General features: G+C 68.2%; 21 protein-coding genes. 11 read left to right on the top strand and 10 right to left on the bottom strand.

The window, feature by feature from the left end; genetic code table 11:
* Window positions 1-41 precede the first annotated feature (41 nt).
* A complete protein-coding gene (galU, locus tag WG922_RS04225) occupies window positions 42-929 on the bottom strand; it encodes a UTP--glucose-1-phosphate uridylyltransferase GalU (protein WP_340280905.1) in 888 nt (295 codons plus the stop codon).
* A 103-nt stretch (window positions 930-1,032) separates the two neighbouring features.
* Here galU and WG922_RS04220 point away from each other — a divergent pair, with 103 nt between their 5' ends.
* Complete coding sequence (locus tag WG922_RS04220; RefSeq protein WP_340280904.1) at window positions 1,033-2,010, top strand: NAD(P)-dependent oxidoreductase; 978 nt, start codon at window positions 1,033-1,035, stop codon at window positions 2,008-2,010.
* A gap of 90 nt (window positions 2,011-2,100) precedes the next feature.
* On the opposite strand, the gene WG922_RS04215 is transcribed toward WG922_RS04220, so the two are convergent.
* From WG922_RS04215 to ugpB, 9 genes are all read right to left on the bottom strand, one after another.
* Window positions 2,101-4,923, bottom strand: coding sequence for a valine--tRNA ligase (locus WG922_RS04215; RefSeq protein ID WP_340280902.1), 2,823 nt, complete (start codon window positions 4,921-4,923; stop codon window positions 2,101-2,103).
* Between the two features lie 200 nt (window positions 4,924-5,123).
* Window positions 5,124-5,312 carry a DUF2783 domain-containing protein gene (locus tag WG922_RS04210; RefSeq protein WP_340280900.1) on the bottom strand — a complete coding sequence of 63 codons (189 nt, stop codon included), beginning with the start codon at window positions 5,310-5,312 and terminating at the stop codon, window positions 5,124-5,126.
* Window positions 5,309-7,024, bottom strand: a complete 1,716-nt coding sequence (locus tag WG922_RS04205) for an FAD-dependent oxidoreductase (RefSeq protein WP_340280899.1) — start codon at window positions 7,022-7,024, stop codon at window positions 5,309-5,311. Before WG922_RS04205 ends, WG922_RS04210 begins: the two co-directional genes overlap by 4 nt.
* Window positions 7,025-7,037: 13 nt before the next feature.
* Complete coding sequence (locus tag WG922_RS04200) at window positions 7,038-7,655, bottom strand: VOC family protein (protein WP_340280897.1); 618 nt, start codon at window positions 7,653-7,655, stop codon at window positions 7,038-7,040.
* A 399-nt stretch (window positions 7,656-8,054) separates the two neighbouring features.
* On the bottom strand, window positions 8,055-8,804 hold the full coding sequence (ugpQ, locus tag WG922_RS04195; protein WP_340280895.1) for a glycerophosphodiester phosphodiesterase: 750 nt from the start codon (window positions 8,802-8,804) through the stop codon (window positions 8,055-8,057).
* Complete coding sequence (locus WG922_RS04190) at window positions 8,801-9,811, bottom strand: sn-glycerol-3-phosphate import ATP-binding protein UgpC (RefSeq protein ID WP_340280894.1); 1,011 nt, start codon at window positions 9,809-9,811, stop codon at window positions 8,801-8,803. The genes ugpQ and WG922_RS04190 overlap by 4 nt, the downstream gene beginning before the upstream one ends.
* A 69-nt stretch (window positions 9,812-9,880) precedes the next feature.
* Window positions 9,881-10,732 carry a sn-glycerol-3-phosphate ABC transporter permease UgpE gene (gene ugpE / locus WG922_RS04185; protein WP_340280893.1) on the bottom strand — a complete coding sequence of 284 codons (852 nt, stop codon included), beginning with the start codon at window positions 10,730-10,732 and terminating at the stop codon, window positions 9,881-9,883.
* A 1-nt stretch (window position 10,733) separates the two neighbouring features.
* Window positions 10,734-11,615: a sn-glycerol-3-phosphate ABC transporter permease UgpA gene (gene ugpA / locus WG922_RS04180; RefSeq protein ID WP_340281168.1), complete on the bottom strand. Its 882-nt coding sequence runs from the start codon at window positions 11,613-11,615 to the stop codon at window positions 10,734-10,736.
* Between the two features lie 146 nt (window positions 11,616-11,761).
* On the bottom strand, window positions 11,762-13,072 hold the full coding sequence (ugpB, locus tag WG922_RS04175; protein WP_340280892.1) for a sn-glycerol-3-phosphate ABC transporter substrate-binding protein UgpB: 1,311 nt from the start codon (window positions 13,070-13,072) through the stop codon (window positions 11,762-11,764).
* A 193-nt stretch (window positions 13,073-13,265) separates the two neighbouring features.
* Here ugpB and WG922_RS04170 point away from each other — a divergent pair, with 193 nt between their 5' ends.
* From WG922_RS04170 to WG922_RS04125, 10 genes are all read left to right on the top strand, one after another.
* Window positions 13,266-17,159 (top strand): FAD/FMN-binding oxidoreductase, encoded by a 3,894-nt coding sequence (locus WG922_RS04170; protein ID WP_340280890.1) that lies wholly within the window; start codon window positions 13,266-13,268, stop codon window positions 17,157-17,159.
* The gene (locus tag WG922_RS04165) at window positions 17,159-17,596 is read left to right on the top strand and encodes an HIT family protein (protein ID WP_340280888.1); all 438 of its coding nucleotides are present in this window, start codon (window positions 17,159-17,161) and stop codon (window positions 17,594-17,596) included. The genes WG922_RS04170 and WG922_RS04165 overlap by 1 nt, the downstream gene beginning before the upstream one ends.
* 333 nt (window positions 17,597-17,929) lie before the next feature.
* A complete protein-coding gene (locus WG922_RS04160) occupies window positions 17,930-18,343 on the top strand; it encodes a DUF971 domain-containing protein (RefSeq protein WP_340280886.1) in 414 nt (137 codons plus the stop codon).
* Window positions 18,344-18,455: 112 nt separating this feature from the next.
* A complete protein-coding gene (gene ubiE, locus WG922_RS04155; protein WP_340280884.1) occupies window positions 18,456-19,187 on the top strand; it encodes a bifunctional demethylmenaquinone methyltransferase/2-methoxy-6-polyprenyl-1,4-benzoquinol methylase UbiE in 732 nt (243 codons plus the stop codon).
* 34 nt (window positions 19,188-19,221) lie between these two features.
* On the top strand, window positions 19,222-20,214 hold the full coding sequence (locus WG922_RS04150; protein WP_340280883.1) for a Tim44 domain-containing protein: 993 nt from the start codon (window positions 19,222-19,224) through the stop codon (window positions 20,212-20,214).
* A 76-nt stretch (window positions 20,215-20,290) separates the two neighbouring features.
* A complete protein-coding gene (locus tag WG922_RS04145) occupies window positions 20,291-20,848 on the top strand; it encodes a ubiquinone biosynthesis accessory factor UbiJ (protein WP_340280882.1) in 558 nt (185 codons plus the stop codon).
* Window positions 20,845-22,413: a ubiquinone biosynthesis regulatory protein kinase UbiB gene (ubiB, locus tag WG922_RS04140; protein WP_340280881.1), complete on the top strand. Its 1,569-nt coding sequence runs from the start codon at window positions 20,845-20,847 to the stop codon at window positions 22,411-22,413. Before WG922_RS04145 ends, ubiB begins: the two co-directional genes overlap by 4 nt.
* 80 nt (window positions 22,414-22,493) lie before the next feature.
* Window positions 22,494-23,972, top strand: a complete 1,479-nt coding sequence (locus WG922_RS04135; RefSeq protein WP_340280880.1) for a sodium:solute symporter family protein — start codon at window positions 22,494-22,496, stop codon at window positions 23,970-23,972.
* A gap of 211 nt (window positions 23,973-24,183) precedes the next feature.
* Window positions 24,184-24,585 (top strand): FmdB family zinc ribbon protein, encoded by a 402-nt coding sequence (locus tag WG922_RS04130; RefSeq protein ID WP_340280879.1) that lies wholly within the window; start codon window positions 24,184-24,186, stop codon window positions 24,583-24,585.
* Between the two features lie 14 nt (window positions 24,586-24,599).
* On the top strand, window positions 24,600-25,220 hold the full coding sequence (locus WG922_RS04125) for a DUF502 domain-containing protein (RefSeq protein WP_340280878.1): 621 nt from the start codon (window positions 24,600-24,602) through the stop codon (window positions 25,218-25,220).
* The last annotated feature ends 5 nt before the right edge of the window (window positions 25,221-25,225 follow it).

The following is a 25,225-nucleotide window of genomic DNA, read 5'->3' as shown; positions in this document are numbered from 1 at the left end:
GGCGCCGCAACGCGCGCCTCTTTCATCGATTGCTGCCTTGTTCAGCAGATGGTGTTTCTCAGGTATGCGCGGAAGTCCGGTCCGACTTCAGGATGCTTGAGCGCCAGTTCCACCGTCGCCTCGAGAAAGCCGTGCTTGCTGCCGCAGTCGTAGCGCTTGCCTTCGTAGAGGTAGGCATGCACGCCCTCCGTCGACATCAGGCGCGCGATGCCGTCCGTCAGCTGGATCTCGCCGCCCGTGCCACGCGGCTGCTGCCGGATCTCGTCGAATACCGCCGGGGTGAGGATGTAGCGGCCTGCAACGCCCATGCGTGACGGTGAGGCTTCCGGCCTGGGCTTTTCCACCATGGTGTGCACCCGCGTCAGGCGTTCGCCGGCCGCATCTCCTGCCACGATGCCGTAGCGGCGGACGTGCTCCTGCGGCACTTCCTGGACCGCGAGGATGGACGTGCCCACGCGCGCGAACACATCGACCATCTGCGCAAGAACTGATTTCCCGCCGTCCACGCCCGTCATCAGGTCGTCCGCCAGCAGCACCGCGAACGGCTCCTTGCCGACCAGCGGCTGGGCGCACAGCACCGCATGGCCCAGACCGAGCGAGCGCGGCTGACGGACATACGAGCAGTCCATGTCGTCAGGTTTGATGGACCGCACGAGCGCCAGCAGCTCGTGTTTTTGCGCGGCCTCGAGTTCGGTTTCCAGCTCGTAGGCTGTGTCGAAGTGGTCTTCGATGGCGCGCTTGTTGCGGCCGGTGACGAAGACCATGTGCCGAATTCCGGCCTCGTAAGCCTCTTCGACGGCGTACTGGATGAGCGGCTTGTCGACGACGGGAAGCATCTCCTTCGGCGCAGCCTTGGTGGCGGGCAGGAATCGCGTTCCGAGGCCCGCGACAGGGAAGACGGCCTTGCAGACGGTGGGCTTTGTTGTCATCGACGGTATGCAATATTGAAGCTAAAGTTCACCAATTCTTCACAATGAAGTTGGTTACAGGTGTCGTCGCAAGGCTGAAAACCCTGTCGGACAAGGACTCACCATGGACATATTACTCATCGAGCGGCTGCAGCCGGAAGCCGTTGCGTGGCTGGAGGCTCGGCACGCGGTCGAGCATCGCCCCGACCTGGCTACCGACCCCGCAGGGATCCGGGCCGCGTGTCGCGAAGCGCGGGCCATCGTGCTGCCGCGCAAGGCGGTCGTCACCCGGGACTTCCTGTCGGCGGCGCCCCGGCTGCGGGCGGTCGCCCGCATGCATGCCGACACCGACAACACCGACCTCGAGGCCTGCCGCGAACGCGACGTGCGGGTGATCCACGCGCGCACCGCGCATGTGCGCTCGAATGCCGAGTTCCTGCTCACCGCGCTGCTGATGCTGTATCGGCGTGGCATCGGCCTGCCCCTCTCGGGGCAGCGTCATGCCGACATCCGCGTCGGCCGGGAGCTCAACGGCAGCACGATCGGCCTGCTCGGGCTCGCCCCTGCCGCGCACACCCTCGCGCTGCTGCTGCGCAGCCTCGGCGCCCGTCTGATCGGCTACGACCCGGCCGTGCACCGGTCGTCCCCGGTCTGGAGCCGACTGAAAGTCGAGCCGGTGAGCCTCTACGAACTGGTTGCGTTTGCCGACGCCGTCTCTGTGCAGGTGATGTATGCCTCGCGCTATCAGGGCTTCGTGAACGAGCGCGTGCTGGCCCATTGCAAGCCCGGCCAGTACTGGGTGGGTATCAGCCGCTCGGCGCTGTTCGAGCCCATCGCCCTCTCGCAGGCTCTGGCCGACGGCCGCATCGAGGCCTGCGTGCTCGACGGCGCGGAAGCTGGTTTCGCCTCACGCGGAACGCCCCTGCACGAGGCCGAGAACCTGTACCTGACTCCGCGGCTGGGCTCCCATACCCGCGAGGCGCGTGTGCGGGCGAGCTGGTATGTCGCCGGCCGCATCCATGAGGCCCTCAGTCAGCCGGCCGGCGCCCGGACCGACCACGACGTATCGGCGTCGCCCATCGACGCACCTCTGTGTCCCTGAGGGGACCACACGCAAGGCCGAGCTTTCGGCACGCGCGGCGCGGGGTGTTCCACCCCTGACGCGACTGCGTCGCGATCCCTGCGCCGCGTGTCAGCTCGCGAGGCGAGCGAGCTGCTCCCGGATGCGGCCCAGCGTGCTCGAGAACTGCGCGATGCGCTGGCGTTCCTGCTCGATGACCGGCGGCGGGGCTTTGGAGACGAAGGCTTCGTTGGACAGCTTGCCTTCGGCTTTGGCCAGCTCGGCCTGCAGGCGCGCCGCTTCCTTTTCCAGGCGGGCTTTTTCTGCGGCGACATCGATTTCCATGAACAGGCACAGGCGCGACTCCCCGACCACGGCCACCGGCGCCGCTTGAGCCGCAGCGGCCCAGGCCGCTTCCTCGTCGAAGACGCGCACCTCGCTCAGCTTGCCCAGCGCTTGCAGCACCGGAGCCGCCTCGCGCAGGAACGCGCCGTCGCCCACGGCGAACAGCGGCAGGCGGGTCGAGGGCGACACGTTCATCTCGCCGCGCAGATTGCGGCACGCATCGACCAGCGTCTTCAGCCGGCCCATCCAGGCGAGGGCGTCGGCATCGATGGCGGCAGGATTTGCTTCGGGATACGGCGCCACGGCCACCGAGTCGCCCGGCTTGCCAGCCACGGGGGCGACCTTCTGCCAGAGCTCCTCGGTGATGAACGGGATCACCGGATGCGCCAGGCGCAGGATGGCTTCGAGCACGCGGATGAGGGTGCGACGGGTGCCACGCTGCTGGGCGGCGCTGCCGGCCTGGATCTGCACCTTGGCGATCTCGAGATACCAGTCGCAGTACTCGTCCCAGACGAACTGGTAGATGGCGCTGGCGACGTTGTCGAGCCGGTACTCGGCGAAGCCGCGCGCGACGTCCGCCTCGGCCTGCTGCAGCAGCGACACGATCCAGCGATCGGCCGGGCTGCGATCTGCGCCTTCCTCGGCGAGGTCCTGCCCCTCGCAGTGCATCAGCACGAAGCGCGTGGCGTTCCAGAGCTTGTTGCAGAAGTTGCGGTAGCCCTCGCAGCGCTTGGAGTCGAAGTTGATGCTGCGCCCCAGCGAAGCGAGCGAAGCGAAGGTGAAGCGCAGCGCGTCGGCACCGTAGGCCGGAATGCCATCGGGGAACTCTTTCTGCGTCGCCTTGCGCACGGCCGGTGCGGTCTCGGGCTTGCGCAGCCCGGTGGTGCGCTTGTCCAGCAGGGGGGGCAGCTCGATTCCGTCGATGAGATCGACCGGGTCGAGCACGTTGCCCTCCGACTTGCTCATCTTGCGGCCCTGCGCATCGCGCACCAGACCGTGGATATAGACGTGCCGGAAAGGCACTCGGCCCGTGAAGTGCGTGCTCATCATGATCATCCGGGCGACCCAGAAGAAGATGATGTCGTAGCCTGTGACGAGCACCGTCGAGGGAAGGTACAGGTCCAGGTCTTCGGTGGCCTCGGGCCAGCCCAGGGTGGAGAAGGGCACCAGGGCCGAGGAATACCAGGTGTCCAGCACGTCCTCGTCCCGGCGCAGCGTCTTGCCCGCCGCCTGCGCCTGCGCGTCCTGTTCGCTGCGCGCCACGTACACGCGCCCGTCCTCGTCGTACCACGCGGGAATCTGGTGGCCCCACCAGAGCTGGCGCGAGATGCACCAGTCCTGGATGTTGTTCATCCACTGGTTGTAGGTGTTGACCCAGTTCTCGGGCACGAAGCGCACCGCGCCCGACTCCACCGCCTCGACCGCCTTCTGCGCGATCGACTTGCCCGTGGCGTCGCCTTCGCCCACCTTGGTCATGGCGACGAACCACTGGTCGGTGAGCATGGGTTCGATCACCTGGCCGGTGCGGGCACAACGGGGAACCATGAGCTTGTGGGGCCGCGTCTCGGCCAGCAGGCCCTGTGCTTCGAGGTCGGCCACGATCTGCTTGCGCGCGGCGAAGCGGTCGAGCCCGCGGTAGGCGGCCGGTGCGTTGTCGTTGATCTTCGCGTCGAGCGTGAGCACGCCGATCAGGGGCAGGTTGTGGCGCTGGCCGACGGCGTAGTCGTTCGCGTCGTGCGCCGGCGTGACCTTCACCACGCCGGTGCCGAAGGCGCGATCGACGTACTCGTCGGCGATCACCGGAATATCGCGCTCGCACAGCGGCAGCTTCACGCGCTGGCCGACCAGATGGCGGTAGCGCTCGTCCTCGGGGTGGACCATCACGGCAACGTCGCCCAGCATGGTCTCGGGACGGGTGGTGGCCACGGTCAGCGTGCCTTCGCCGTCCGCGAGCGGATAGCGGATGTGCCAGAGCGAGCCGTTTTCTTCTTCGCTCTCCACCTCCAGGTCGCTCACCGCAGTCTTGAGCTCCGGGTCCCAGTTGACGAGCCGCTTGCCCCGGTAGATGAGTCCCTGCTCGTACAGGCGCACGAAGGTCTCGGTGACGATGCGCGACAGCTTGTCGTCCATCGTGAAGTACTCGCGCGACCAGTCCACGCTGTCGCCCATGCGGCGCATCTGCGTGGTGATGGTGTTGCCGGACTGCTGCTTCCAGTCCCACACGCGCGCGACGAAGTTCTTGCGCCCCAGCGCGTGTCGGCTCGTGCCCTGCTGCTGCAGCTGGCGCTCGACCACGATCTGCGTGGCAATGCCGGCGTGGTCGGTGCCGGGAATCCAGACCGTGTTGAATCCGCGCATCCGGTGGTAGCGCGTGAGGCTGTCCATGATGGTCTGGTTGAACGCATGCCCCATGTGCAGCGTGCCCGTGACGTTCGGCGGCGGCAGCTGGATCGCGAAGGCCGGCTCGCCGGGCCTGGCGTCGCCGGTGCCGCGCCAGCCGGCGCGGCCGTACCCGCGCGCCTCCCAGACGGGGCCCCAGTGGGCTTCCAGGGCGGCGGGTTCGAAGGATTTGGACAGGCTGTTCAGGCCCGGTTGGTCGGTGGTGCTCACCCGCGAATTTTACGAGGTGGTTGCGGGCTGCCCCGCTGGCCCGCAGGCCCGCAGGCCCGCAGGCCCGCGCTGCATGCCGGATCGCCGGGCCGAAGGGCTGCCGACGAAGCAGGCAGCCGCGCGTCGCCCGGAAGAAGAAGCACCGCGGGTGGGCGCATGGCATGCGCCCCGGCAGTGCCGGGCTGCAGGGCGGGCCTCGATCAGTCCGGCATCCGTGCCGCCGCCTCGACGCACTCCTTGAGCAGTCGCGCGTCGCCCACCTGATTGGCCAGCAGCAGGATCAGGCGGGCGTTGAGCAACTGCGACTGTTCTTCGGTGAGGCCGGCATGCGCGTCGAGCAACTGCTCGTAGAACGTGTCTGCGTCTTGCAGGTTGAGGCTGGTCTTCATGCCTGGGCTCCTTCGGTCAGCGCCAGGCTGGCGCTCACGGCATTGATGAGGCCGGCGTCGATGCTCTCGCCGGTGGCGGCCACGTAGGCGTCGGGGCGCACCAGCGCCCAGGCGTGGCCGAAGACGTGGCAGGCGCCCTGCAGGTGGCCCTGCGGATCGCGCACGTGCTCGCGGCAGTGCGCCCTGCCGTCGCTGACGACCTGGACCGCGCGCACGGGCGCACTCGCCGCCAGCGCGCGAAGACGCTCGCGCGCCGCTGCGCTCAGGTCGCCGAAGACCAGCAGCAGCAGGTCGCCCGCGGCCCACTGCACCAGGTCGTTCACGGTGCCGGCGTTGCCGTCGGCCCACTGGAAGGAGACGTTCTGCACCGACTGGCCGCCGCCCTGGGCGCACACGCGCGAGCGGGTGTACGGGTTGGCCACGGCCATGCGGCCGGTGTTGACCAGCTGCCGCGCGAACAGGTATTGCTTGGCCAGGCTGATAGCCGCGGTGCGAAACAGCCGCTCGACGCCGTCGGCGGGGCGCAGGAAGCGCGCCGTGCGGTTGGTCACCAGCACGTTCTGCGTGGCGGCCTCGTGCCGCTCCTCGTGGTAGCTGTCCAGCAGGGCCGGGCCGGCGCGGCCGCGCAGCACGGCGGCAAGTTTCCAGCTGAGGTTGTCGGCGTCGGCGATGCCGGTGTTGCCGCCGCGCGCCCCGAAGGGGCTGACCACCTTGGCCGAATCGCCCATGAAGAACACCCGCCCGTGGCGCATCTGGTCGATGCATTCGCTGCGGTAGGCGTACGGGCCGACCCAGACGATATCGACTTCGGTGTCGGGGCCGAACTGGCGCGCCAGGCGCTCGCGCACGACGTCCTCGCGGCTCACGTAGGCAGGATCGGCATCGGGCGCCATCTGGTAGTCGATGCGCCAGACGTCGTCGGCCATGAGGTGCTGCCAGACCGCGCGGTTGTCGTTGAACGGCGCCTCGATCCAGGTGTGCCGCTCCACGGGCGGATGCTTGGTGAAGCGCACGTCGGCGATGCACCAGCGGTCGTCGCCCTTCTTGGCCGTCACGCTCGCGCCCACCCAGCCGCGAAAGGGCGTGCGCGAGCCGGTGGCGTCGATCACGTAGTCGGCGCGCAACTGGTAGTCGCCCGCCGGGGTGGTGACCGAGAGCAGGGCGCCCTGCTCGTCCTGGCTGAACGCGGTCACGCGGTTGCACCAGCGCAGATCGACATGCCCGACCTCGCGGATGCGATCGACCAGGAAGGCCTCGATGTAGAACTGCTGGATGTTGATGAAGGGCGGCTGGCTGGACAGGTTGAAGCCGCTTTGCTTGCGCATGTCGAAGGAGTAGACCTCGTCGCTGCCGGCGAAGGTGCGGCCCACGCTCCATCGGGTGCCCTTGGCGGCGATCGCTTCGTACACGCCCAGTCGCTGGAAGATCTCCAGCGACTTCTGCGTATAGACGATGCCGCGCGAGGAGGCCCCCTTCACGCCGACCGTGTTGTCCTCGTCCAGCAGTACCGCGGACACGCCCAGGCGGGCGAGGCAGCAGGCGGCCGTGAGGCCGGTGATGCCGCCGCCCACGATGACGATCGGGTGGTGGCCGGGCGTGCCTGCCTTGATCTCGGGCGGCTCGACGAAGGGGTACTCGGGCAGGACGTAGCCGCTGCCCTGGGTGAACTCATAGCCGTTGGCGAACGTGGTGTCGGCGTAGCGCTCGAACATGGTGGCCTCCGCCTCAGGATTTCACGAACTCGGGACGGTCGTTGCGCTGCGGCTTCAGCGGCTGCGTCTGCTCGCCGTCGGCGCGCTCGCGGCGCCACTGCTGCTTGCGCGCGTTCCACTCGGCCAGCCGGGCGTGCGCGGTCTTGCTCTCCTGCAGCATCTGGAACTCGTCGGCCAGCTGCGCACTGAGTTCGAGCCGGATGCCGTTCGGGTCGAAGAAATAGATGCTGTGGAAGATGTGGTGGTCGGTCACGCCGAGCACCTGCACCCCGTGCGCCTCCAGGCGGGACTTCATGTCCCTGAGCGCCTGCTGCGAATCGACCCGGAAGGCAACGTGATTGACCCACGAAGGGGTGTTGGGAGAGGGCTCGGCCGCCTGGTCGTCGCCGAGGTCGAAAAAGGCGATGAACGAGCCGTCCTGCAGCCGGAAGAAAAAGTGGGTGTAGGGGCAGTATTCGCCGGTGCTGGGAACGTAGTCGCTCTGGATGATGTGGTAGAGCGGCAGGCCCAGGATGTCTTCGTAGAAGTGGCGCGTCTCCTCTGCATCGCGGGCGCGCCAGGCGTAGTGGTGCAGTTGCCGGATGGGCGCAGGGGCAGGCAGGGGCTGGATCGGTTGGTGGACGGCGGCCATGGAGGTTCCTCGATTTACCATTGCGTAACGCGTTTACTATATCGTAATCACGGCGGCGGCCTGCGTGCGCGGCCGCGGGGGAGGCCGGGGGCCGGCCCCGGCTTCGGGCAATCCGACCCGTAGTGTCCTTCCTTGCCATGGCTCGCGCGAGCCCGCGCGACCGCGCGCGAGGCTTTTTCCAGGGTGCAGCGAAGTCTGTCGGGCCGACCAGCGCAAGCGGACGGATGCGCCCAGCCTGGCGGATCGACGGCGGTGGACAGGCTGGACGGGGCCGGGCACTGGATGGTTCCGGGTGCGTCGGGCCTGCGCGCGCGACGGCGGTGCATCGGCAGGCGCGGCGACGCCGACGCGAGCGCTTCGGTGCGCGTCAGCGCACGCGTGCCGTCGGGGGCCTGCCGATCAGTCGGGAGCGAACAGATCGACGCGGTCGGTGATGATGCCGTCGGTGCCGAGCGCCAGCAGTCGCTCGGCGGCCCAGGGGTCGTTCACCGTGTAGCTGAGGCAGCGCATGCCGGCGTCGTGCACGCGCCGCACCAGCGCGGCGTCCCACAGCGCATGGTTCAGCACCAGCGCATGGCAGTCGAGCGTCCGCGCGGCGTCGAAGCAGCCTTCCCACAGGGTGTCGAGCAACAGGCCGCGCGGCAGCGCGGGCGCGGCGCTGCGGGCCGCCTGCAGCGACTCGGGCCGGAACGAAGTCAGCAGCGGCGGCACCTCGGCACCTTGCCACAGCCGCCGGGCTGCGGCTGCCACGGCGTCACCCGTGTGCGCCTCCAGGCCGGGAGTGGGCTTGATCTCGATGTTCAGCAGGTATGCGTTGGCCCGGCACCAGCGTGCGAGTGCCTGCAGCGTGGGCAGCGGCTCGCCGGCATGGGCACGCGAATGCCAGCCGCCCGCATCCAGCTGCGACAGCGCGGACCAGGTTAGGGCGCCGGCTTCCCCGCGGCCGTCGGTGGTGCGCTCCAGCGTGGCGTCGTGCAGCAGGAACGGCACGCCGTCGGCCGAGAGCTTCACGTCGCATTCGAACATGCGATAGCCGTGCGCGGCACCGAGCCGGAAAGCCGACAGCGTGTTCTCCGGCGCCAGCCGTCCGGCGCCCCGGTGGCCGATCCAGCGCGGATACGGCCAGGGAAGAGCCGGGGAGGGCGTCACGCGCCCACCCGCTTGCCGGTGCCGGCGTCGAACCAGTGCACACGGTCGGGTCGCGGCGCGACCTGCAGCACCTGACCAGGCACCGGCGCGGCGCTGCCTTCATCGACGCGCACGATGACGGGCTCGTCACCGACGCGCCCGTAGATGAGGCGCTCAGCCCCGAGCAGCTCGACGGTCTCGACCTGCAGATCCCAACCCGGCTTGCCGATGTCCAGGTGCTCGGGACGGATGCCCAGGATGCGTTGGGGCTGGCCGCCCGGCGCGTGCTTCAGCAGGTTCATGGGCGGCGAGCCGATGAAGCTGGCGACGAAGGTGGAGGCCGGCCGGTGGTACACCTCTTCGGGCGTGCCGAACTGCTCCATGTTGCCGGCGTTCATCACGATCATGCGCTGCGCGAGCGTCATGGCCTCGACCTGGTCGTGCGTGACGAACAGCGAAGTGATGCCCAGTTCGCGGTGCAGCTTCTGGATCTCCAGCCGGGTCTGCGCCCGCAGCTTGGCGTCGAGGTTGGACAGCGGCTCGTCGAACAGGAAAACCTGCGGCTGGCGCACGATCGCGCGGCCCATGGCGACGCGCTGGCGCTGGCCGCCCGAGAGCTGGCGCGGCTTGCGCTCGAGCAGGTGCCCCAGCTCTAGGATGCCGGCGGCCTTGTCGACCCGGGTCTTGATCTCCGCCTGCGGCATCTTGCGGATCTTCAGGCCGTAGGCCATGTTGTCGAACACGCTCATGTGGGGATAGAGCGCGTAGTTCTGGAACACCATCGCGATGTCGCGTTCGGCCGGCTCCAGGTTGTTGACCACCCGCTCCCCGATGGCGATGTCGCCCGCGGAGATCTCCTCCAGGCCGGCGACCATGCGCAGCAGGGTGGACTTGCCGCAGCCCGACGGGCCGACGATCACGACGAACTCGCCGCGTTCGATTTCTGCGCTGACGCCGTGGATGACCTGCAGCTCCTGCTTGCCCTTGCCGTAGCGCTTGACGATGTTTCTGAATGAAATGGCTGCCATGTTCCTCTGTGGGCGCCGCCGGTGGTGTCCGGCCGCGCGCCGCTCCTCTTGTGTTCTTGCTGGGGGTGCTTACTTTTCCGAATCGACCAGGCCCTTGACGAACCAGCGCTGCATCAGCAGCACCACCAGGGCCGGCGGAATCATGGCCAGGATGGCCGTTGCCATGACGATGTTCCAGTCATTGGCCGCGTCGCCACCCGAGATCATGCGTTTGATGCCCATGACCACCGGGTACATCGATTCGTCCGTGGTGACCAGCAGCGGCCACAGGTACTGGTTCCAGCCGTAGATGAACTGGATCACGAACAGCGCCGCGATGCTGGTGGTCGACAGCGGCAGCAGCACGTCCTTGAAGAAGCGCATGGGGCCGGCGCCATCGACCCTGGCCGCTTCGACCAGTTCGTCGGGCACGGTCAGGAAGAACTGCCGGAACAGGAAGGTGGCCGTCGCGCTGGCGATCAGCGGCACCGTGAGCCCGGCGTAGGAGTTGAGCATCCCGAGGTCCGACACGACCTGGTAGGTCGGGCCGATGCGCACTTCGACCGGCAGCATGAGCGTCACGAAGATCGCCCAGAAGAAGAACATGCGTCCGGGAAAGCGGAAGTAGACGATGGCGAAGGCCGACAGCAGCGAGATCGCGATCTTGCCCACGGCGATGACCAGTGCCGTGATGAGGCTCACCATCATCATGCGGCCGACCGGTGCGGTGGACGCCGCGCCGCCGCCCGTGCCGGCGATGGCGTGGGTGTAGTTCTCGATCAGGTGCGGCCCTGGCAGCAGCGGCATGGGCACCTGCACGATGTCCTGCGCGGTGTGGGTGCTCGCGACGAAGGTGATGTAGAGGGGGAAGGCCACCACGATCACGCCCAGGATCAGGACCAGGTGCGAGATGAAGGTGGCGAGGGGACGACGTTCGACCATTTCAGTAGTTGACCTTGCGCTCGACGTAGCGGAACTGGATGACGGTGAGCACCACCACGATGGCCATCAGCACCACCGACTGGGCGGCCGAGCCGCCGAGGTCGAGGGCCTTGAAGCCGTCGTAGTAGACCTTGTAGACCAGGATGGCGGTGTCTTTGCCCGGACCGCCCTCGGTCGCCGCATCGACGATGGCGAAGGTGTCGAAGAAGGCGTAGACGATGTTGATCACCAGCAGGAAGAAGGTGGTGGGCGACAGCAGCGGAAAGACGATGCTCCAGAAGCGCCGCCACGGTCCGGCGCCGTCGATCGCCGCGGCTTCGATCAGGCTGCGTGGAATCGACTGCAAACCCGCAAGGAAGAACAGGAAGTTGTAGGAGATGTGTTTCCACACGGCGGCGAAAACGATCAGCGTCATTGCCTGGCCGCTATTGAGCAGGTGGTTCCACTCGAAGCCGATCTGGCGCAAGGCATAGCTCACGACGCCGATGGACGGCGCGAACATGAACAGCCACAGCACGCCGGCGACGGCGGGCGCCACGGCGTACGGCCAGATCAGGAGGTTCTTGTAGATCGAGGCGCCGCGCAGCACGCGGTCGGCGAACACGGCCAGCGCCAGCGATATCACCAGTCCGAGGCCGGCGACCAGGACGGAAAAGATGGCCGTGGTCTTGAACGACGCGAGGTAGCTCTCGTCGGCCAGCAGCCTGCGGAAATTGTCCAGCCCCACCCACTCGACCGAGGTGCCGAAGGCGTCCTGCTGTTGGAGGGATTGCACCAGCGCCTGCGCGGCGGGCCAGAAGAAGAAGACGGCAATGACGACCACCTGCGGCGCAAGAAGCGCCGCCGGCAGCCACCAGCTCTTGAATCGGACGCGTTTTTCGATGGCCAAGACGGACCTGCGATGGGTTCAACAAACGACAACGCTCCCCGAAGGAGCAGGGAGCGCAGGGGAGCCGGCCGCCGGGGCGGCGCGGAACACCAGGAGCGGCGGTGCCGCCGGGGCAGCACCGCTGGGGAGAGATCCGGCGATCAGCCCTTGTTCGCGCGCTCGAAGCGCTCGAGCTGCTCGTTGCCGCGCTTGACGGCGGTATCGAGCGCTTCCTTGGCCGACTTCTTGCCGGCCCAGACGTGCTCGAGTTCCTCGTCCATGATGGCGCGGATCTGGTTGAAGTTGCCCAGGCGCACGCCACGCGACTTGTCGGTCGTCTTGCGGACCATCTGGTTCACCGCCGTGTCGGTGCCCGGGTTCTGCTTGTAGAAGCCTTCCTTCTCGGTCAGCTGGAACGCGGCCATGGTGATCGGCAGGTACCCGGTGCGCTGGTGGCTCTTGGCCTGCACTTCGGGGTTGGTCAGGTAGTTGAAGAAGGCGGCGACACCCTTGTAGTCGGCGGCCGGCTTGCCCGACATCACCCACAGCGAGGCGCCGCCGATGATGGTGTTCTGGGGCGTGCCGGGCACATCGGGGTAGTGCGGCAGCGGCGCGATGCCGAAGTCGAACTTGGCGTTCTTCTTGATGCTGGCGTAGGTCGAGGAGCTGGCCGTCGCCATGGCGCATTCACCGGAATAGAAGGGCGCGTCGCCCTTGTTGCCGCGCCCGCGATACTGGAAGAGGCCCTGCTTGGCCATGTTGGCCAGGTTCTCGATGTGGCGCACGTGCAGCGGGCTGTTGAACGCCAGGCGGGCGTTGGTGCCGCCGAAGCCGTTGTTCTGGGTGGCGAACAGGGTGTTGTGCCAGGTAGAGAAGCTCTCGAGCTGGGTCCAGCTCTGCCAGCTGGTGGTGAAGGGGCACTCGACGCCGGAGGCCTTGAGCTTGGCCGCAGCGGAGACCAGCTCGGGCCAGGTTTGCGGCGGCTTGTTGGGATCGAGCCCGGCCTTGCGGAACAGGTCCTTGTTGTAGTTGAGGACCGTAGTCGAGCTGTTGAGCGGGAAGCTCAGCATCTGGCCGTTCGGCGCCGTGTAGTAGCCGACCACGGCGGGGATGTAGGCGCTGGCGTCGAACTTGTAGCCGGCGTCCTGCATCACCTTGCCCACGGGCACGACGGCGCCCTTGGCGGCCATCATGGTGGCGGTGCCGACCTCGTACACCTGCAGGATGTGCGGGGCGTTGCCCGCGCGGAAGGCGGCGATGGACGCCGTCATCGACTCGTCGTAGCTGCCCTTGTAGGTGGGCACGACCTTGTAGTCCTTCTGGCTGGCGTTGAAGCCGTTGGCCAGATCGACGACCCAGTCGTTCAGGCCGCCGGTCATCGAATGCCACCACTGGATTTCGGTCTGGGCCCACGCAGGCGCGTGCAGTGCGGCGGCCATGGTGGCCAGCGCGAAGGGTTTGATGAACTTCATGAGAGAGGTCTCCGTTTGGTCAGGCCCCGGACCATACGCCAGGTTTGTGACACTTTGAAAGGAGGCGTATTGTCTCCGGTTCGGGGCTCGCCCCACCCCGGGGTTTTCCTGCCGGCGGGGGCGCCATGCTGCGCTGCGGTACCATCGCGCTCCAGCCGCGCAACGCAATCTTTCGGCTGATCCTGCGCCTGCGATGAACGCCCCCACTACCCTCGACCACCTCCTCGACGCGCGCGAAGCGCAGGCGCCACGCCTGCGTGAAATTCCCTACAACTACACCTCGTTCTCCGACCGCGAAATCGTCATCCGGCTGCTCGGCGAACGTGCGTGGGAATTGCTGAGCGGCTTGCGGGCCGAGCGCCACACCGGCCGGTCGGCACGCATGCTCTACGAGGTGCTGGGCGATATCTGGGTGGTGCAGCGCAATCCGTATTTGCAGGACGACCTGCTCGACAACCCCAAGCGCCGACGGCAGCTGGTCGAGGCGCTGCACCACCGGTTGCACGAAATCGAGAAGCGCCGCAGCCCCGACGATGCCGGCCGCGACGCCCTGGTGGCCGAGCTGCTCGGCGCCGCGCGCCAGGCGGTGCAGGCCTTCGACGCCAGCTTCGACGAGGTCGCCCAGCTGCGCCGGCGCACGCGTCGCCTGCTGGCGCGCGTCACCGCCCGCGACAACGTGAAGTTCGACGGACTGTCGCGTGTCGCGCACGTCACCGACGCGACCGACTGGCGCGTCGAACACCCCTTCGTCGTGCTCACGCCCGACACCGAGGCCGAAATGGCGGCGCTCGTGCGCGCCTGCATCGAGCTGGGCCTGACCATCATCCCGCGCGGGGGCGGCACCGGCTACACAGGCGGCGCGATCCCGCTCACCTGGAAGAGCGCGGTGATCAACACCGAAAAGCTCGAAGCCATGACCGAGGTGGAGCAGGTGTCCATCCCCGGGCATGCCCAGCCGGTCGCGACCGTGTGGACGGAGGCCGGCGTGGTCACTCAGCGCGTGGCCGACGCCGCCGAGCGCGCAGGCTATGTCTTCGCGGTCGATCCCACGTCCGCCGAGGCCTCGTGCATCGGCGGCAACATCGCCATGAACGCCGGCGGCAAGAAGGCCGTGCTCTGGGGCACCGCCCTGGACAACCTGGTCTCCTGGCGCATGGTCACGCCGCAGGCCGAATGGCTGGAGGTGGTGCGCCTGGACCACAACCTGGGCAAGATCCACGACGCCGAGGTCGCCACCTTCGAGCTGCGCTACTTCGACGCCGACGCACGCCGCATCGACTGGAGCAGTCCCAAGCGCACCGAACGCCTGGAGATTCCGGGGCGCACCTTCCGCAAGGAAGGCCTGGGCAAGGACGTCACCGACAAGTTCCTCTCGGGGCTGCCCGGCGTCCAGAAGGAGGGCTGCGACGGCCTGATCACCAGCGCGCGCTGGGTCGTGCACCGCATGCCGGCTCATACGCGCACCGTCTGCCTCGAGTTCTTCGGCAACGCGCGCGACGCGGTGCCCAGCATTGTCGAGATCAAGGACTTCATGTTCGCCGAGCAGCGCCGCAGCGGCACGCTGCTGGCGGGGCTCGAGCACCTCGACGACCGCTATCTCAAGGCCGTTGGCTACGCCACCAAGAGCAAGCGCGGCGGGCTGCCCAAGATGGTCCTGGTCGGCGACATCGCGGGCGATGATGCGGACGCCGTGGCGCGGGCCACCTCCGAGGTGGTGCGGCTGGCCAATTCGCGCAGCGGCGAGGGCTTCGTCGCCATCAGCGGCGAGGCGCGCAAGAAGTTCTGGCTCGACCGCAAGCGCACGGCCGCCATCAGCCGCCACACCAACGCCTTCAAGATCAACGAGGACGTGGTGATTCCGCTGCCGCGCATGGCCGAGTACACCGACGGCATCGAGCGCATCAACATCGAGCTGAGCCTGGCCAACAAGCTGCGCCTGCTCGACGAACTGGAGGCCTTCTTCCGCAGGGGCAACCTGCCGCTGGGCCGGCAGGACGACGCCCGCGACATCGCCCCGGCCGAACTGCTCGAAGACCGCGTGGCCCAGGCGCTGCGGCTGCTGCAGGAGGTGCGTGCCACCTGGAGCGGCTGGCTGGCCGCGGTCGATACCCTGTTTCCCCGGCTGCAAGACCATACGCTGCGCGCCAGCTGGAAGGCGCAGGTGCGCGCTCCGCTGCAGCAGGTCTTCAACGGTCAGCCCTTCGCGCCCATCCTGGCCGAGGTCAGCGCCATCCACCAGCGGGTGCTCAAGGGCCGCGTGTGGGTGGCGCTGCACATGCACGCTGGCGACGGCAACGTGCACACCAACATTCCGGTCAACAGCGACGACTACGACATGCTGCAGGCCGCGCACGGAGCGGTGCGGCGCATCATGGTGCTGGCGCGCTCGCTCGACGGCGTGATCTCCGGCGAGCACGGCATCGGCATCACCAAGCTGGAATTCCTCTCCGACGAGGAACTCGCGCCCTTCGCCGAGTACAAGCGGCGGGTCGATCCCGAAGGCCGCTTCAACCTGGGCAAGCTGCTGCGCAGCACCGACCCGCAACCCGAGGTCGGGGCGCGGCTGCACGCCGACCTGACCAACGCCTATACGCCCAGCTTCGGCCTCATGGGGCACGAGTCGCTGCTCATGCAGCAGTCGGACATCGGCGCCATCGCCGACAGCGTCAAGGACTGCCTGCGCTGCGGCAAGTGCAAGCCGGTGTGCGCCACCCATGTGCCGCGTGCCAACCTGCTGTACAGCCCGCGCAACAAGATCCTCGCGACCTCGCTGCTGGTCGAGGCCTTCCTCTACGAGGAGCAGACGCGCCGCGGCGTGTCCGTGAAGCACTGGCAGGAGTTCGAGGACGTGGCCGACCACTGCACGGTGTGCCACAAGTGCTTCAACCCGTGCCCGGTCAAGATCGACTTCGGTGACGTGTCCATGAACATGCGCAACCTCCTGCGCAAGATGGGGCAGAAGAGCTTCCGCCCCGGCAACGCGGCCGCCATGTTCATGCTCAATGCGACCCGCCCCGAAACCATTAAGCTCGCCCGCACGGCGATGGTCGATGTCGGCTTCCGGGCGCAGCGCCTGGCCAACGATCTGCTGGGCCGGCTGGCGCGCCGCCAGACGGCGCAGCCGCCGTCCACGCACGGTACCGCACCGCTCAAGGAGCAGGTGATCCACTTCGTGAACAAGAAGCTGCCGGGCGGCTTGCCCAAGAAGACGGCACGGGCGCTGCTGGACATCGAGGACAAGGACTACGTCCCCATCATCCGCAACCCGCAGGCGACCACCACCGAATCGGAAGCGGTGTTCTATTTCCCGGGCTGCGGCTCCGAGCGGCTGTTCTCGCAGGTGGGGCTGGCGACCCAGGCCATGCTGTGGCATGCGGGCGTGCAGACCGTGCTCCCGCCCGGCTACCTGTGCTGCGGCTACCCGCAGCGCGGGAGCGGCCAGTTCGACAAGGCCGACAAGATCATCACCGACAACCGGGTGCTGTTCCACCGCGTGGCCAACACGCTGAACTACCTGGACATCAAGACCGTGGTGGTCTCCTGCGGCACCTGCTACGACCAGCTCCAGGGCTACGAATTCGACAAGATCTTCCCGGGCTGCCGCATCATCGACATCCACGAGTATTTGCTGGAAAAAGGCGTGCGCCTGGAGGGCAAGGGCGCCTACCTGTACCACGACCCCTGCCATTCGCCGCTGAAGCAGCAGGATGCGATGAAGACCGTCACCGCGCTGGTGGGCCCGCAGGTGCGCAAGTCCGAGCGCTGCTGCGGCGAGTCGGGCACGCTGGGCGTGAGCCGCCCCGACATCTCCACGCAGGTGCGCTTTCGCAAGGAGGAGCAGCTGCGACAGGACGAGGCGGCCCTGCGCGCCAGCGCGTCGCTGCCGGATGCCGGTCCGCTCAAGGTCCTGACCAGCTGCCCAAGCTGCCTGCAAGGCCTCTCTCGCTACGGCGGTGACCTCCAGAACGGCTTGCTCGAGGCCGACTACATCGTCGTCGAGATGGCCCGCCAGCTGCTCGGCCCCGACTGGATGCCGCAGTACGTGCGCGCCGCCAACCAGGGTGGCATCGAGCGGGTGCTGGTCTGATGCCGGCGCCGCGGTCGCCCTGCGCGCTGTGCGACGCCGACGGCGGCCGGCTGGTGCTGCGCACCCCCACGCTGCGGGTGGTGCACGCCGGCGAGGCGGCGTTTCCGGGCTTCTACCGGGTGGTCTGGCACGCCCACGTTGCCGAGTTCTCCGACCTGTCGCCGGCCGACCGCAGCCTGTGCATGGAAGCGGTCGTGCAAACCGAGCAGGCGCTGCGCGCCCACCTTGGGCCCGACAAGGTGAACCTCGCCAGCCTGGGCAACATGGTTGCCCACCTGCACTGGCACGTGGTCGCCCGCTTCGCCTGGGACACGCATTTTCCGGCGCCGGTCTGGGCTGCTGCAGTCCGCGAAGCGCCCGCAGACGCACTGGCGGACCTGGCTGCTCGCCTGCCTGCCCTCGAAGCCGAGCTGCGGGAACGGCTGGCACGGCTCTGACGCGCGGGGTGCCCGGGGTCGAACTCGCGGACGTTCTGCTCCGTGTCTCTTGCGGATTCCCGCTGCGGTCGTGGCGGCTGGGGACGCTGCCCCGCCCGTCGTTGGCGGCGCACCGGACACCGGAGCACACGCCCCGTGTCCTCGCCCGGCGGCAGCGAAGCTTCGTGCACCGGTTCCGCCGCCGGTGCGGCGGAGGAGGCCGCCTGTCCCTGAAGGCGGTACTGATATGAGGCATGAGGCCGCCTGCCTCCTGCCGGCGGCTCCGACATAATCGGCAACCCAGCCTGCCGGCGGCCCGCCCGGTGGCCAACCCTCCAACACCACCCACACACCATGGCCGGATTGAACGCCGACACGCCCACCCCGGTGGCCCTCACCGTACATGCGAAGTCGCGCGTCCTGGAGGTGGCTTTCTCCGACGGAGCCGGTTTCCGCATCCCCTTCGAGCTGATGCGCATCTACTCGCCCTCCGCGGAGGTGCAGGGGCACGGCCCGGGCCAGGAGGTGCTGCAGACCGGCAAGCGCGACGTGCAGCTCAGCGAACTGGAGCCGGTGGGCAACTACGCCGTCAAGCCGGTGTTCTCCGACGGGCACGACAGCGGCATCTACTCCTGGGACTACCTCTACTTCCTTGGGTCGGAACAGGACCAGCTCTGGCAGGACTACGAGCGCCGGCTGGCGCAGGCCGGTGTCTCGCGTGACGCGCCGATGGCAGCTGCGGCGGGCAAGTCTTCCTGCGGCCACTGACGGCGTTCGCTGACACAGCCGTCGTGGCGTCCGGCTTACAGTCGGTCACGAATTTTGCCGTGCCGACCTTTACGGCATGCCGCCGTCAAGGTCCATGGCCTAGCATCCTTTCATGAGCACCACCGATTTCGGATTCCAGCAGGTCGATGAGCGCGACAAGGCACGCCGCGTGCGCGGTGTCTTCGACTCCGTCGCGAGCCGCTATGACCTGATGAACGACCTCATGTCGATGGGCCTGCACCGCGCATGGAAGGCTTTCGCGGTAGTGGCCGCGCACGTGCGGCCCGGCCAGCAGGTGCTCGACATCGCCGGTGGCACTGGAGACCTGGCGCGCGCTTTCGCGCAGGCGGTCGGTCCCACCGGCCGCGTCGTCCACACCGACATCAACGAAACCATGCTGCGCACCGGCCGCGACCGGCTGGTGGACGCAGGGGTGGTCCTTCCGACCATCGTCTGCGACGGCGAGCGCCTTCCCTTCGCCTCGGAGTCCTTCGACCTCGTCAGCGTGGGCTTCGGCTTGCGCAACATGACGCACAAGGAGCAGGCGCTCGCCGAAATGGCGCGGGTGTTGCGCCCCGGCGGGCGGCTGCTGGTGCTGGAGTTTTCGCGTGTCGCGCGGCCGCTGGAGAAGCTCTACGACTTCTATTCCTTCCAGGTGCTGCCGCGGCTGGGCCGTGCGGTGGCCGGCGACGCCGACAGCTACCGCTACCTGGCCGAATCGATCCGCATGCACCCCGACCAGGAAACGCTGAAGGCGATGATGAAGCGCAGCGGTTTCGGCCATGTGGACTACCACAACCTTTCGGGCGGCGTCGTGGCGCTGCATGTGGGCATCAAGTGCTAGGCACCGCCTGGCGCATGCGTGAACGGAGACAGCAATGAAGATCTGGACAGCTCTCTTGGCCTGCACCCTCGTGGCGGCCACTTTCGACGCCGAGGCGGCACGCCGCCTGGGCGGCGGGCGCTCGATCGGGCAGCAGTCGGGCAACGTGACGCAGCGTCAGGCGGCTCCTCCGCAGCAGACGCCGCAGCAGGCGCCGCAGCAGTCCGGCCAACAGGCGCCGGCCACGGCAGCAGCCCAACGCCCGGGCAGCGCTGCCGCAAACCCGGCAGCCGCGCCGCGGCGGCCGTGGGGCGGCATTCTCGGCGGGATCGCGGCGGGGCTGGGCCTCGCGTGGCTGGCGAACGCGCTCGGCTTCGGAGCCGAGTTCGCCCAGTTCCTGCTGTTCGCGCTTCTCGCCCTGGTGATCATGGTGGTGGTCGGGATGGTCATGCGCTCGCGGCGCGCCGCGCCCAGCGCGTCCAGCGGCGGCTTCGCTTTCCAAGGCGCGGGCGCTGCGGGGCAGCCGCGCCCCTATAGCCCCGACAAGGTCGGCAACGACGCCTCGGCGCGGCCGTGGGAGCGCAACTCCACCGCCTTCGACGCGGTGCGCCAGGGCGGTGGCGTGCAGATCGGCTCCTCCCTGGGCGGCTCGCAGGGCTGGGGCGTCCCGCCCGGATTCGACGTCGCCGGTTTCGTCGAGGCGTCGCGGCGCAACTTCATCAGCCTGCAGGACGCGTGGGATCGCGCCGATCTCGCCACCCTGCGCGCCATGATGACCGACGAGATGCTCGAAGAGATCCGCACGCAGCTCAAGGAGCGCGAGGGACAGCGCCCGACCGGAGGCAAGACCGACGTCGCGATGCTCGACGCGCAGCTGCTCGGCATCGAGGACCTCGGCGATTCGTACCTGGCGAGCGTGGAGTTCTCCGGAATGATCCGCGAGGAGCCTTCGGCCGGCCCGAGCCCCTTCCGCGAAGTCTGGAACATGAGCAAGTCCAAGGACGGCCGCAGCGGCTGGCTGGTTGCGGGCGTGCAGGCGCTGCAGTGAGCTGATCGGCACCGACGCCGCCGGTGCGCCGCTTTCGCGGGAACGCCGGCGGCTTTCACGGGAATAATGGGGGACTATGGCGACACAGTCCCCCTTCCCGTTTCTGGATGGCCTTGCGAACCGGCTTGGCGAGATGTTCCAGCCGCCCGACTGGGCGGTGCGGGAGACGCAGCGGCGGGTGGTGCTGCTGCTCAATCACGTGCTCCAGCAGGAGCCCGAGGCGCAGTCCCGGCTGGCGCGCCACAAGGGCCGCGTGCTCGAAGCCCATTGGCGCCAGTTCCACATGCGGCTGGTCGCCACCCCCGCCGGGCTGCTCGACCTGGCTGAAGGCGCGGTCGTGCCCGACCTGTCGCTCACCGTCGCCGAGGAGTCGCCGTTCGCGCTGGCCCAGGCGACCCTGCGCGGGGACAAGCCGTCGGTGCGCATCGCAGGCGACGTGCAGTTCGCGGCCGAGGTGAACTGGCTGGTCGATCATGTCCGCTGGGACCTCGAGGAAGACCTGGCGCGCCTGCTGGGCGACGCGCCCGCCTACGCGGTATCGCAGGGCGTGCGCGGCATGGCCGATGCACTGCGGCGGTTTACCGGACGCGCGGTCGGACAGCCGCCGGCACCGCCCGCGGGCTCCGGCCGATGAGGCGCTACTTCCGGGCCGTCTTCATCTTCTGGATCGTGCTGCGGTACGGTCTGGACGACATCTTCCTGCGCAGTTTCCGCCACCCCGTGCTGCGCGGCCTGGCGGCGCTCATGAGCGTGGGGCGCGACCTGCGGGCCCCGCGCGGGCAGCGCCTGCGCGAGGCGCTGGAGCGTCTGGGGCCCATCTTCGTCAAATTCGGCCAGCTGCTGTCGACCCGGCGCGACCTGCTGCCCCCCGACATGGCCGACGAGCTCTCGCTGCTGCAGGATCGCGTGCCCCCATTCGATCCGGCCGTGGCCATCGCCACCATCGAACGCGCCTTCGGCCGCCCGGTGGACACGCTGTTCACGGAATTCGAGCGCACGCCCATCGCCAGCGCCTCCATCGCGCAGGTGCACTTCGCAGTCCTGCTGGCCAAGGACGGACAGCTGCGCAAGGTGGCGGTGAAGGTCTTGCGCCCCGGCATGCTGTCCGTGATCGAGCAGGACCTCGCGCTCATGCGCATGATGGCCGGCTGGGTCGAGCGGCTGTCCGCCGATGCCCGGCGCCTGAAGCCGCGCGAGGTGGTCGCCGAATTCGACAAGTACCTGCACGACGAGCTCGACTTGCTGCGCGAGGCAGCGAATGCGGCGCAGCTGCGCCGCAACATGGCGGGTCTCGAGCTGGTGCTGATCCCCGAGATGGTCTGGGACCTGTGCCATTCCGAGGTGATCGTGATGGAGCGCATGGTGGGGGTGCCGATCAGCCACACCCAGCGGCTGCTCGATGCCGGCGTGGATCACCGCCAGCTCGCGCGCGACGGCGTAACCATCTTTTTCACCCAGGTGTTTCGCGACGGCTTCTTCCACGCCGACATGCACCCGGGCAACATCATGGTCAGCCTCGATCCGGCGACTTTCGGCCGCTATATCTCGCTGGATTTCGGCATCGTCGGCACGCTTACCGAGTACGACAAGGAATACCTGGCGCAGAACTTCACCGCCTTCTTCCGGCGCGACTACAAGCGGGTGGCCGAACTGCACATCGAGTCGGGCTGGGTGCCACCGGGCACGCGGGTGGACGAGCTCGAGGCGGCGGTCCGTTCGGTCTGCGAGCCGTACTTCGACCGTCCCTTGCGCGAGATTTCTCTGGGCATCGTGCTCATGCGCCTGTTCCAGACATCGCGCCGCTTCCACGTGGAAATCCAGCCGCAGCTGGTGCTGTTGCAAAAAACGCTGCTGAACATCGAGGGCCTCGGCCGCCAGCTCGACCCCGACCTCGACCTGTGGAGCACCGCGCGCCCGTTCCTGGAGCGCTGGATGCTCGAGCAGATCGGCCCGCAGAAGCTCTGGGCCGAGCTCAAGGACCAGGCGCCGCGCTACGCCAAGATGCTGCCCGAGATGCCACGGCTGCTGCACGACTTCCTTGCGCGCCGGTCCAGCGGAATGGTCGAGCGGGAGATGCGCGAGATGCTGGGGGAGTTGCGCCGGACCAACCGTTTGCTGCAAGGTATCGTCTGGGGCGGCATCGGATTCGCCCTTGGCCTCGTGGCCATGCAGTTGTTGGTGCGCGTCGGCGGTTACTAGCTCGGCTTTGCCGATAATGCGCGTGCCCGGCGGACGTGCGTCCGGGTCCTCGTGTAGACACCCAACAGGAGCCACACCAGATGCTGATGACGTTCATCGTGCTGTACCTGCTCGCCTCGGTCGCCATCGGCCTCTATGCCGCGCGGCGCGTTCACAACACGGCGGACTACGCGGTCGCCGGACGCAGCCTGCCGCTGGCCATCGTCGTCGCCACCACCTTCGCGACCTGGTTCGGCTCCGAGACGGTGCTGGGCGTGCCGGCGCGTTTCGTGTCCGAGAACCTCGGCGCCGTGGTCGAAGACCCGTTCGGCTCCTCCTTCTGCCTGATCCTGGTGGGTCTGTTCTTCGCGTACAAGCTCTACCGGCGCAACCTCATCACGCTGGGCGACTTCTACCGCCAGCGCTTCGGCCGCCTGATCGAGGTGCTGTCCTCCCTGATGATCATCGCCAGCTATCTCGGCTGGGTCGCCGCCCAGGTCACCGCGCTGGGCCTGGTGTTCCACCTGCTCATGCCCGAGACGCTGTCCGTCGTCGCCGGCATGGTGATCGGTACCTCCGTGGTGCTGGTCTACACCCTCTTCGGCGGCATGTGGTCGGTCGCGCTGACGGACTTCGTGCAGATGATCGTCATCGCTGCGGGCCTGCTGCTGATCGGCTGGTTCGCAGCCGACATGGCCGGCGGTGCGGGGCGGGTGGTGGAGTACGCCGCGACCAACGGCAAGTTCCAGTTCTTCCCCGAGGGCGGCTGGCGAGAGTGGACGTTCTTCTTCGCGGCGGCCATCACCATGATGCTCGGCTCGATTCCCCAGCAGGACGTGTTCCAGCGGGTGATGTCGGCCAAGGACGCCCGCACCGCAGTGCGTGGCCCCATCATCGGCGGCTCGCTGTACCTGCTGTTCGCGTTCGTGCCGATGTTCGTGGTGACCGCGGCCGTCGTGGTGATGGGGGACTCGGCCGTGCAGCTGCTGGCCGACGATCCGCAGAAGGTGCTGCCCTCGCTGGTGCTCGAACGCATGCCGCTGATGCTGCAGGTGGCCTTCTTCGGCGCGCTGCTCTCGGCCATCATGTCCACCGCGTCGGCCACCCTGCTGGCGCCCAGCACCACCTTCGTCGAGAACATCCTGCGCAACATCGTGCCGGGCATGAGCGACCAGGCGACCCTGCGCGCCATGCGCGTGTCGGTGCTGGTGTTCACCATCATCGTGCTGGCGTACGCCATCGTGATGGAGGGCACCTCGATCTACGAACTGGTGGCGGGCGCCTACCAGGTGCCGCTGGTCGGCGCGTTCGTGCCCCTGGTGTTCGGCCTGTACTGGAGCCGCGCGACCACGCAGGGTGCGCTCGCATCGGTGGTGCTGGGCCTCGGAACCTGGCTGTTCTTCGCCTTCACCCCCCTGGCCGAAGTGTTCCCGCAGCAACTGGCGGGGCTGCTGGCCGCGCTGGTGGGCATGCTCGCCGGATCCCTGCTGCCGCAGTGGGTGGCCAACCACCACGGCCACGTGCACCACTACGAGGGCAGCGGCGACGGTGGCGAAGAGCGCCACCGCGCGGCGGCCTGAGGACGCCTCGCGCTGTCCGACGGGGAGGGCCAGCGTCCCGGCCCGACGGGGGGCTTGGCCACGGCCAGGGCGGGGCACATGCCGGCGCGTCTCGCAGTGCGCGTGCAGTCCGCGTGCCGGTGCGTGTGCCTAGCCGAAGCGCCTCGGCCGCCCCGGCTTGCGTTCCAGGCGGCTGCCTATAATTGAAGGCTTTGCACCTCACGCCCACGCCATGCCCATCTACGCCTATAAGTGCGGCTCCTGTGGCCATGCCAAGGATGTCCTGCAGAAGGTTTCCGACGCACCGCTCACCGCCTGCCCGGCCTGTGGCGCCGAGGCATTCAGCAAACAGGTCACCGCTGCCGGTTTCCAGCTCAAGGGCTCCGGCTGGTACGTGACGGACTTCCGCAACGGAAACGGTGCCTCCAAGAGCGGCACCGGCGCCTCCGACAGCGCAGGCGGCAAGCCCGCCGAGGCCGGCGCCTCGTCCGGCACGTCCTCGGGCGGCTCCACCGGCACGACCGCCTCCTCCGACGGTGCGGCCTCCAAGCCGGCAGACTCCACACCGTCCGGCCGCTCGGATGGCCCGGTGGCGTCGGCCGGCGGTTGCGGCAGCGCCTGCGCCTGCCACTGAGTTCCGGGCACCCGATGGCTTCCTTGCGAAAATGGCTGTTCGCCGGTCTGCTGACCGTGCTGCCGGTGGCCATCACGGTGTGGGTGCTGCAGTGGATCATCGCGACGCTCGACCAGACCCTGCTGATCCTTCCGGAACGTTGGCAACCCGATCGGCTGCTGGGCTTCCACCTGCCCGGTCTGGGCGTGCTGCTGGCCCTGGGCATCCTGCTCGTGGTGGGCGCCGTCGCCAGCAACTTCGCCGGCCGCAAGCTGCTCGCCTGGAGTGACCGGCTGTTCGGCCGCATCCCGGTGGTGCGCTCGATCTATTCCGGGGTGAAACAGGTCTCCGACACCCTGTTCTCCGAAAACGGCAATGCGTTCCGCACCGCGGTGCTGGTGCAGTGGCCGCGGCCGGATGTCTGGACCATCGGCTTCGTCACCGGCGCGCCCGGCGGCGACGTGGTCAACCACCTGCTGGGGGACTGGTTGAGCGTCTATGTGCCCACCACCCCCAACCCCACCGGCGGGTACTTCGTCATGCTGCGTCGCAGCGAGTGCATCGAGCTGCGCATGAGCGTGGACGAGGCCCTGCGTTACGTCATCTCCATGGGCGTGGTCGTCCCCGCCAAGACCGCCTCCACCCTCGTCAAGTAATGCGC

Source organism: Ramlibacter sp. AN1015 (assembly GCF_037726105.1).
Lineage (GTDB): Bacteria > Pseudomonadota > Gammaproteobacteria > Burkholderiales > Burkholderiaceae_C > Ramlibacter.
Note: the sequence above shows the minus strand (reverse complement) of the source record. Positions and strands in the feature narration are given on the sequence as shown.